General features: G+C 64.4%; 10 protein-coding genes, 1 tRNA gene and 1 pseudogene. 7 read left to right on the forward strand and 5 right to left on the reverse strand.

What is annotated here, in order from left to right:
- The 5 genes from C479_RS00860 to C479_RS00880 form a co-directional block, all read left to right on the forward strand.
- Positions 1 to 1073 (forward strand): methylaspartate mutase subunit E (locus tag C479_RS00860; RefSeq protein WP_007696455.1); only part of this gene is annotated, 1073 nt, incomplete at its 5' end.
- The gene (locus tag C479_RS00865) at positions 1063 to 2325 is read left to right on the forward strand and encodes a methylaspartate ammonia-lyase (protein ID WP_007696458.1); all 1263 of its coding nucleotides are present in this window, start codon (positions 1063 to 1065) and stop codon (positions 2323 to 2325) included. The genes C479_RS00860 and C479_RS00865, both read left to right, overlap by 11 nt.
- A complete protein-coding gene (gene mch, locus C479_RS00870) occupies positions 2318 to 3511 on the forward strand; it encodes a 2-methylfumaryl-CoA hydratase (RefSeq protein ID WP_007696460.1) in 1194 nt (397 codons plus the stop codon). The genes C479_RS00865 and mch overlap by 8 nt, the downstream gene beginning before the upstream one ends.
- Positions 3512 to 3576: 65 nt before the next feature.
- A complete protein-coding gene (citE, locus tag C479_RS00875; protein WP_007696462.1) occupies positions 3577 to 4626 on the forward strand; it encodes an L-malyl-CoA/beta-methylmalyl-CoA lyase in 1050 nt (349 codons plus the stop codon).
- 171 nt (positions 4627 to 4797) lie between these two features.
- A complete protein-coding gene (locus tag C479_RS00880; RefSeq protein WP_007696463.1) occupies positions 4798 to 5178 on the forward strand; it encodes a hypothetical protein in 381 nt (126 codons plus the stop codon).
- A 301-nt stretch (positions 5179 to 5479) separates the two neighbouring features.
- Here the strand turns inward: C479_RS00880 and C479_RS00885 are convergent.
- Positions 5480 to 5561 (reverse strand) — tRNA-Ser (locus C479_RS00885).
- Between the two features lie 46 nt (positions 5562 to 5607).
- Entirely contained in the window at positions 5608 to 6339 is a 732-nt protein-coding gene (locus C479_RS00890) for a hypothetical protein (protein WP_007696465.1), read from the reverse strand.
- 102 nt (positions 6340 to 6441) lie between these two features.
- Between C479_RS00890 and C479_RS00895 the strand changes: the two genes are divergently transcribed.
- Positions 6442 to 6672 (forward strand): hypothetical protein, encoded by a 231-nt coding sequence (locus C479_RS00895; RefSeq protein WP_007696467.1) that lies wholly within the window; start codon positions 6442 to 6444, stop codon positions 6670 to 6672.
- A 98-nt stretch (positions 6673 to 6770) separates the two neighbouring features.
- Here C479_RS00895 and C479_RS00900 read toward each other — a convergent pair whose 3' ends face one another.
- The 3 genes from C479_RS00900 to C479_RS00910 form a co-directional block, all read right to left on the reverse strand.
- Positions 6771 to 7397: a uracil-DNA glycosylase gene (locus tag C479_RS00900; RefSeq protein WP_152415772.1), complete on the reverse strand. Its 627-nt coding sequence runs from the start codon at positions 7395 to 7397 to the stop codon at positions 6771 to 6773.
- Between the two features lie 72 nt (positions 7398 to 7469).
- The gene (locus C479_RS00905; RefSeq protein ID WP_007696470.1) at positions 7470 to 7691 is read right to left on the reverse strand and encodes a hypothetical protein; all 222 of its coding nucleotides are present in this window, start codon (positions 7689 to 7691) and stop codon (positions 7470 to 7472) included.
- Positions 7692 to 7705: 14 nt separating this feature from the next.
- Entirely contained in the window at positions 7706 to 8779 is a 1074-nt protein-coding gene (locus C479_RS00910) for an Mrp/NBP35 family ATP-binding protein (RefSeq protein ID WP_007696472.1), read from the reverse strand.
- A gap of 133 nt (positions 8780 to 8912) precedes the next feature.
- Between C479_RS00910 and C479_RS15940 the strand changes: the two are divergent.
- A pseudogene (locus tag C479_RS15940) lies at positions 8913 to 9017 on the forward strand (translation initiation factor eIF-2B); the annotation flags it as partial.
- Between the last annotated feature and the right edge of the window lie 33 nt (positions 9018 to 9050).

Raw genomic sequence — 9050 nt, forward strand, 5'->3', positions numbered from 1 at the left:
GATGCCGCACCCTGGTCGAGTCCGTCGACGGGCCGATCGAAGTCCGCCACGGCACGCCGGACGCGCGGTTGCTCGCTGCGGTCACGCTCGCCGGTGGCTTCCAGAGCTTCGAGGGCGGCCCGATTTCGTACAACATTCCGTACACCAAGCGCGGCGACCTGGCGACGACGATCGAACATTGGCAGTACGTCGATCGACTCGCCGGCGTGTACACCGAACGCGGGGTCAGGATCAATCGCGAACCCTTCGGTCCGTTGACCGGGACGCTCGTTCCACCGTCCATCGCGATCTCGATCATGATCGTTGAGGGGTTGCTCGCGGCGACGCAGGGCGTCCGCTCGTTGACACTGGGGTACGGACAGGTCGGAAACGTCGTCCAGGACGTCGCCGCATTGCGGGCCCTACGCGCGCTGGGCGAGGAGTACCTCCCGGACGAGGTGTGCGTGACGACCGTCTTTCACGAGTGGATGGGCGGGTTCCCGCCCGACGAGGCTCGGGCGAACGGGGTCATCGGCCTGGGAGCGCTCACGGCCGCGATCGCGCGTCCGGACAAAGTGATCACCAAGTCGCCCCAGGAGTTCCAGGGCGTGCCGACGAAAGAGGCGAACGCCGCGGGGCTACGGACGACGCGACAACTGCTAGATATGGCTATGGAGCAACGACTCGACATCGATGGCGTCGAGGCCGAACAGGACCTGATCGAACGGGAGACGCGATCGTTGCTCGAGGCGGTCTTCGACCACGGCGACGGTGACGTGGCCCGCGGTGCCGTTCGTGCCTTCGACTCCGGGGCGCTCGACGTTCCCTTTGCCCCGAGTGAGAGCGCGAAAGGGGCGTGTCTCCCCGCTCGTGACGACGACGGTCGGGTTCGACTGTTCGACTTCGGCGACCTGGCTTTCGACGACGAAATCAAGGAGATCCACGCTGCACGGCTCGAACGACGCGCCGAGACCGAAGATCGATCGACCTCGTTCCACATGGTCGCCGACGACGTCGATGCGATCAGTAACGGTCGCCTCATCGGGCGTCCGTCAGAGACCAGCCAGTCTGGCGGGGTGTCGGATGCAGATTGAATCAGTCCTCGCCACGCCCGGCGTCTCCGGATTCTACTTCGACGACCAGGCGGCGATCGCCGAGGGCGCCGGTCGTGACGGGTTCGTCTACGAGGGCAACCCAGTGACCGCAGGTTTCGATCGCGTTCGCCAGCCGGGCGAATCCCTCATCGTGACGCTCGCCCTCTCGGACGGCTCGACCGTCCGTGGTGATTGCGCTGCCGTACAGTACAGCGGCGCTGGCGGTCGCGATCCGCTGTTTCGGGCCGCCGAGTACGTCGACCTCGTCGAGGGACCGATCGCGGACGAACTCCGCGGCAGAGACGCCGCAGCCTTCGGCGCAAACACGGCGACGATCGAATCACCGTCGCCCGACGGTGGCCGACTCCACACGGCAGTCCGGTACGGCCTTTCACAGGCACTGCTCGCCGCTGCAGCCCGCGCTGAGCGCACGACGATGACGGACGTCGTCGCGAACACGGTCGACACGACACCGGCTACCCAGCCGATCCCGGTGTTCGGGCAATCCGGCGACGATCGGTACGTCAACGCGGAAAAGATGCTCCTCTCCGGCGTCCCGGTTCTCCCGCACGGACTCTTCAACACCCGCGAAAAAGTCGGCCCGTCCGGTGATGGTCTTCTCGAGTACGTCGAGTGGCTCCGTGACCGAACCGACGAACTCGGTCCGACGGAGTACGAACCCACGTTCCACCTCGACGTCTACGGGACGATCGGCGACCTGTTCGGACCACCGTTCGATCGTGATCGGGTGATCGAGTACTTCGGTGACCTCGAAGCCGCGGCTCAACCCTACGACATCCAGATCGAAGGACCGATTGACGCCGGCAGTCGCGAGGCACAACTCTCGGCGATGGCCGAACTCCGGGAGGGCCTCGCCGACGCCGGTGTCGATGTCGACATCGTCGCCGACGAGTGGTGTAACACACTGGCGGACGTGAAGGCGTTCGTCGACGCCGGGGCCGCCGACGTGGTTCAGGTCAAGACACCGGATCTCGGTGGGCTCCAGCGGAGTGCGGCAGCCGTGACGTACTGCGACGGGACGGACACGCGCGCCTATCTCGGCGGGACGTGCAACGAGACTGCGACCTCGGCTCGCGCGACAGCTCACGTCGCGCTCGCCACCGACGCCGCCCAGGTCCTCGCCAAACCGGGGATGGGGTTCGACGAGGGCTACATGCTCGTCGAGAACGAGATGCGTCGAACCGTCTCCGTACGCCGCCACGCGAAATCGGGGGTACCGGCCGATGACTGACTGGACTGATCCGGAAACGTTCGGCCGCGTCCTCGAGCACAGTGAGACGCTGGAAACCGGCCACTACGCGGAGTTCTTCGACGAAGGTGACGTCATCGAACACGACCCTGGACTCGTCCTCTCACAGTGGGGCAATGAACTGTGGACGAGTCAAACACTGAACCACGATCCAACGTATTGGCGATCGGACCGGGCCGCAGACGCGGACTTCGACGACCGTCCGATCCATCCGGATTACCTGCTCGCCGCGACGCTGGGAATCACCGTCGAAGATCTGAGCGAGAAAGGCGGGTACTTCCTCGGGCGGACGAACGGGCGATTCCACCGCGACGTCTACCCAGGCACCGAACTCCGGGTCGAGAGCGAGGTGCTGTCGGTCGAGGCGTCGGGATCACGCCCGTCGTACGCGATCGTCACCTGGCGAACGACGGGACTGGACGCCGAGACGGGTGAGCGACTCTGCTCGTACGACCGAACGAACATGATTCCCCGGCGAGAACCCGCTCGCGTCACGGATGGCGGCGGCTCAGCGCCGACCGACCAGGCAAGCGGAATGGAGGAAGCGGAGGAGGGAGACGCAGAAGAAGTAGAAGCGGAAGACGAGGAGGGGAAAACGAAGGCGGAAGAGAAGGGCGAGGATATCCCGAGTGGCCCGTTCGTCGCTCCCGAGGGACCTCACTTCGAAGATTTTGTCGCTGCACTCGAAACGGCCGCCGATCACGACGGCGTCGCGGCCTACCGACACGAACGCGGGCGAACGATCGACGACGTGACCGTTGCGACGTTACCACTTTCGACCCTCAACACGGCCAGGCAGCACCACAACGTGGACGCGATGGCCGACGCGCCGTCGGGCGATATCGTCGCCTACGGCGACGTGTCCAGATCGATCGCCCTCGGACACGCCCGGTCGGACGAGGCGACCTACCGCGACCTTGGGTTCGACGACGAACGGTTCCACACCTTCGTCACGCCGGGCGACACGATCTACGGATTCACCCGGGTGCTCGAGGCGGTCGAACTGTCCTCGACGGGCGGATCGACTCCGAAGCCGCTCTCCGATTTCGACGACGAGATTCCCACAGACAGGGCTGGTCTCGTCAGGTTCCAACACATCGCGTTCAATCAGCGGGACGAACCGGTCTACTCGGGTCGACGACTCGCGGCAATCCGGACCAGTCCGTAGCCCACCAGAGCATCACTCGAACGACAACGAACCGAGAAGCGTCCAATCCAACCCACCGATTCACCATGACGACCACCGACACGACACGACTCTGTCGAAGTTTTCAGACCGCCCCGGCCGCCGTTCCGAAGGCCGATACGGCGAAGTACCTGCGTTCGGGCCTCACTGCCGAGGGGTTCGAGGCACCCGACTGGCTCGTCCCCGACCTCGAGGACGGCACGGCCCCCTCGATGAAAGACGAGGCGCTCGAGAACACGGTCGACCTGCTGGGAACCCACGATTTCGCCGGCGAGTGCTGGCCACGAGTCGAGTGGAGCGACACGAACGCCGGATTGCGAGAACGCGGTCGCGATCAGATCGAGACCCTCGTTCGCGAAGTCGACGACTACGTCGACGGCGTCGTCGTCCCGAAGGTCGGCGGGATCGAAGATTTCGACCGCGTGTGCCGAACCCTGGCGGACGTGCGCGAGACGTACGACGTTCCCCAGGACGAGATCGGACTCGCGATTATTCTCGAGACTGCACAGGCCCGATCAGCACTTCGAGAGATCGCTCGTCGAGGGTCCGACTCGCCACTCTCGGCCATCGTCTTCGGCCCCGTCGACTACACCGCCCAGCTCGGCGGGCGGGACGTCGGCTCCGGTCGCCCTCGATGGGATGGGACGCTCGAAGCACTCTCGATCGAGACGAGCGCGAATGACCTCCTCGCGATCGGCGGTCCCTTCGACGAGCTGTTCACGACGCGTGCGGGCGTCACGGCCTATCAGGCCGAGGCATACGCCGACCAGATCGAACACGAAGCGCACCTTGGCCTCGACGGCTCCTGGTCCTTGCATCCGAAACAGACGGTCCAGGCCAACCACGTTCACATGCCCCTCCCCGACGAACTTGACCGCGCAATCGATCGAATCGAGCGTGCGACGGCCGCTCTGGATGAGGGAACGGGAGCCGTATCGATCGACGGACAGATGATCGACGAGGCGACGATCAAGAACTTCCGCAACACGGTCTCGCTCGTCAGGGCGATCGACGACCGAGCACCCCAGCAGACGGCCAGCAGGTACGATGAGGAACTCCTCTCTCACGCGCGAGACATCGATCTCACCAGGCCGTAGATTTTTACCGCCAACGGCTCTCAGCTGTCGCATCCCGACGTCGAGCTGTGCCGACAACTGCTGCAGTTTGCCCCACGAATTCGGGTTCCGATCGGCGACTCGTTTCCACGACGCGGTCGATAGTTTTACGATGGTGAGTTGAGTACCATGGCGTCGAGTTGACTCCCACGAATGCCGACGGAATCTCGCAGCCGATGTGTCCGCTGTCGACGTGAACCGGGCTACAACAGGGCCGTCATCGATCTCGTCTCGGACGACGCGGTCGGTGCCCTCTGTCGCAACTGCGAACTCGATGTCCTCCCAGCGACGGATGTCTTCGAACGCGGCTCGATCGACGGCGACTGCGGCTGTCCCGGCTGTGAACGAGACGCGACCGTCTCCTTCCCGCGATGGCTACCCACGACCACGGTCTCCGACGGCGTCGTCGAATCGCGCGTCGAATACACCGCCGACGAAAACCCTTTCGCCCTCTGTGACGAACACTACGACGACCTCGTTTCCGGCGCCTCGCTCCTCTCGTCACCGCAGTCTGCCGCCGCCGAGCACCGGTAACGTTTCGATTTCGTACTCATAGGAGTCCCCGCTACGCGTCCCACTTTTCGTGAAGAGACGGTGATGGGATTTGAACTACTCCCAGACGTGCTCACTTCGTTGCGCGCGACTGGCCTCCTTCAAATCCCATGTCTACGCTTTGCTCGTCACGTCCGTTCCTCGCAAAAGACGGTGAGGATGGGATTTGAACCACGTGAAGACGTTCTTGCTCGCTCCCTTCGGTCGCTGTGCGAGCTGCGACTTCCCTGATTCAAATCCCACCGTATCCGATTCGCTCCTCACCTTCGTTCGGAGCAGAAGACGGTGGGGATGGGATTTGAACCCATGAGGCTGACGCCACCTGCTTTCAAGGCAGGCGCAATAGGCCGCTCTGCCACCCCACCGCAGGTGGTCGTTTTCTGCCCGGTCAAAAAGCGTTGTCGGTCCGACCTACGCGTCGGGCTCGTCTCGGTCCCGGTTTGCGAACTCCAGGTCCTCGAGGGCGGCTGCCGTCGCTTCCGGGACCGGTTCGTTCGCGGCCCGACGGGCGTCGATCGCGGCGGTCGTCGCGGCGATTCCAGCGTCAGTTGTGACTCGCGGGACCGTGGGCGTGAATCCGATGGATCGATCGGCATGGCGAGCACGGTCGGCGAGCGTCGAGAGGACCGGCGGTTCGCACGCGTCGGTGAAGTCGATCGGGTCCGTAAACGCCGCGAGGTAGACGTCGCCCGTTCCGTCGGGGCCGAGGATGACCGAGTCGCGACGGACCTTCATCGGGACCCCGTCGACGTCCGCTCGGCGGACCAGCGGCGCGAGTGGATCGAGAACGCAGACGGACGCGGCCGCTTCCTGTTCGAGCAAGTGCGTGACCGTATTCCCCAGTCGGGCTGCAGGCGTCGAGCCGACCTGCCGTTCGAATCGGACGTCGTCACTGACCACGTCGTCGACCAGCGCACGACAGGCATCGGCGGGATCGTCCGATCGGTCCGTCTCGGGAAGCGTCTCCTCGTCCCGGTAGTTGATCAGGAGCTGGCCGCTGCTCGCCTCGGCGATCGACGCGACGTCGGCGACGGCCGCCTCGTACAGGGTTTCGAGAGCGTTCGAGGCGTCCGGCGCCGCGATCGAGAAACGGGGCGAAACACACTCACTCCACGGCGGTGAGACCGGCAGGACGACGATCATACGTGCGCCGACGGCGTCCGCCCCCAAGAACGCGCCGTTTTCTGCCCACCTGTTCGCTCGATGAACCACCACGATTAACTCGCGACGCGGTCACTATCGCCCATGCAAACCCAGACGACAGCCAGACGAGTCGGAGGCGCACTCGGCGTACTCACCGTGGTAGGCACCATCGTACTCGGTGCCTACGGCGCACTCAGCGGATACGCACTCGATCCGTCGACGATCCAGCCGGCCGCGGCTGTGCTCATGGGTGTGATCGTCTTCGTGGCCGTCGCACTCGCGGCGGTCGTCGGCGCACGCGGTGGCAGCTGGCTCGAAACGCCGTACTGGTAAGAGAGCGAGAAAGTCGATTTTCACGTTTCCGCTGGTGTCTGAGCCCGATTCACGAATCCCCAGTCGTTCCCGTTGGAGCTATCCCGGTCGGAAAGCCGCTATCGGCTGCGTCGGCCCTTCGTTTGCCGGTAATCGGCCGCCATAAGTTCGGCGAAGCGACGCACCCAGTCGTCTATCTCTTCGTCGGTTGCCGTCGACGGGTCGAACAAGGGAACGAGCTCGAACCCACGGCCGCGAATCGACTCGCCGTGGAGATCCTCGATACGAAGGTCGTCCGGGTTTCGCGTAGTGTATTCGGCGCCCAGGCTGGTGAGCGCTCGCTGGCCGATCGGAACCAGCAGGTGCGGATTGATCATTCGTATCTCCGCGTCGAGATACGGTTCACAGTTCGTTATCTCGTCAGCTGTCGGGTCTCGGTCGGGGTGGCGACACCGTGACAGTGACGTGAGGTACGCATTCTCCAGCCGCGGTTCGGCCGGATCGCTCGTCAGGTCACATAAGCCCAGTCGGCCGAGGATTCGCTGAAGCGATGAAAACTCGTCGTCGCCGGCGAAGGGGACCCCCGTCGCATCTGCCCGTCTGGTAGGCCGCTTGCTCACGAAACAGAAGTCCGCAGTGACGTCACCGTAGCCGTGGACGACCGTCTCGCGCGTCTCACAGAGTGCCGGACAGTTCCGGCAGTCCGCGTCCATCCCGAAGGGATTCGACCGGGTCTCCTGTGCCATCATCTGGTGCTGGGGTGGCCGGACAAAAAAGCACCGTGGTGGCGCATTTCTGGGGGAGTATTCCAGCGCGTACTACCGATCGAGACCGCCCTGTTCGACGACTTCGAGGATGAATTTGACGTTCCGAACGACGTCCTCCGGATCGGTCTGTTCGTCGGGATCGTAGATGTCGCTCGTGCGATAGAGGATATTCGCCAGCTGTTTGCGTTCGCTCGAATCACCGCGGATGTCGTCGGCGACCGTCCGGAGGAGTTCGACGCGTTCCGGATCGGGGTCGAATTCGTCGTCACTCATGCGTTGTCCCGTCGTCAGTGCTCCGTCGGTGGCGTCGAGCGTTGCGTTTCGGTGGCGATCGCCTGTCGGTGGACGATGCCGACGTTGTCCGCGATCTCGGCCGTCGCGTTGGCGAACGCGTCGGCCGTCTCGCCGTCTCCGAGGACGGTCGGTTCGCCTGCGTCTCCGCCTTCTCGAACGGTTGGGTCGAGGGGGATCGATCCCAGGAACGGGAGATCGTGCACCTCGGCGAACGCCTCGCCGCCACCGGAGCCGAAGATGTCGTGCTGACTGCCGCAATCGGGGCAGGCGAACGTGGCCATATTCTCGAGGATACCGAGGACGACCGTCTCGTGCTCGGCGAACATCTCGAGGCCCTTGCGCGCGTCGTCCAGTGCAACGTCTTGCGGGGTGGTGACGATGACGGCGCCCGTGACAGGCATCGTCTGGAGCATCGTCAGTTGCGTGTCGCCGGTCCCCGGCGGCAGGTCGACGACGAGGTAGTCGAGATGGCCCCACTCGACATCTTCGGTCAGTTGCGTGATCACCTTGTGGACCATCGGCCCGCGCCAGATGACCGGATCGTCCTCCCCGACCAGGAACGCCATACTCATCAGTTTCACGCCGTACTTCTCCGGCGGAACGAGCGTCTCGTCCTCGGTGGCCATCGGGGGTTCGTCGGCGTCGATCATCCGGGGGACGTTCGGCCCGTAGACGTCCGCGTCGAAGAGGCCGACCCGGGCGCCGCGATCGGCGAGTCCGGCGGCGAGATTGACCGCGACCGTCGACTTTCCGACGCCACCTTTCCCGGAGGCGACGGCGATGACGTTCTTGACGTTCGGCAAGACGGCGTCCTCGGCGCCGGAGTCGTCCCGACTGGGGACGCTCGCCGAGAGGTCGACCTCGTAGCCCTCTCCCGACAGCTGGTCGCGAATAATCCCCGCGAGCGCTGTTTCGTCGGGTGAGTACGGGGCGCCGAGTGCGAGATCGACCTGAATCGTCTCATCGGTCACCGTCACGTCGTTGATCAGCCCGAGCGAGCCGAGATCGCCGTCGAGGGCCGGGTCCTCGATGTTGGCGAGTCGGTCGCGTACGGCTTCCTCGTCCATACCGACACGCGGGTACCTGGCTCGAAAAGCGTTGTGTTACCCACACGCACCAAACGCAGTTCGACCCGACACGCGGGGGCCATCGGTGAGAGTACCCGAAACGGCTATTGCCCGGACGGCCGACCCCTGAACCATGATCGATCAAACGGCCGAGGAGATCCGCCAGATGCAAACGCACAGTTCCTCGGCGGTTGCTATCCGAGCGACGCGGGCTCTCGAATCGATCCTCGACCGGGAGTCTGTCTCTTATACACATCTCTGATGGCGCGAG

It is taken from the genome of Halovivax asiaticus JCM 14624, assembly GCF_000337515.1.
Lineage (GTDB): Archaea > Halobacteriota > Halobacteria > Halobacteriales > Natrialbaceae > Halovivax > Halovivax asiaticus.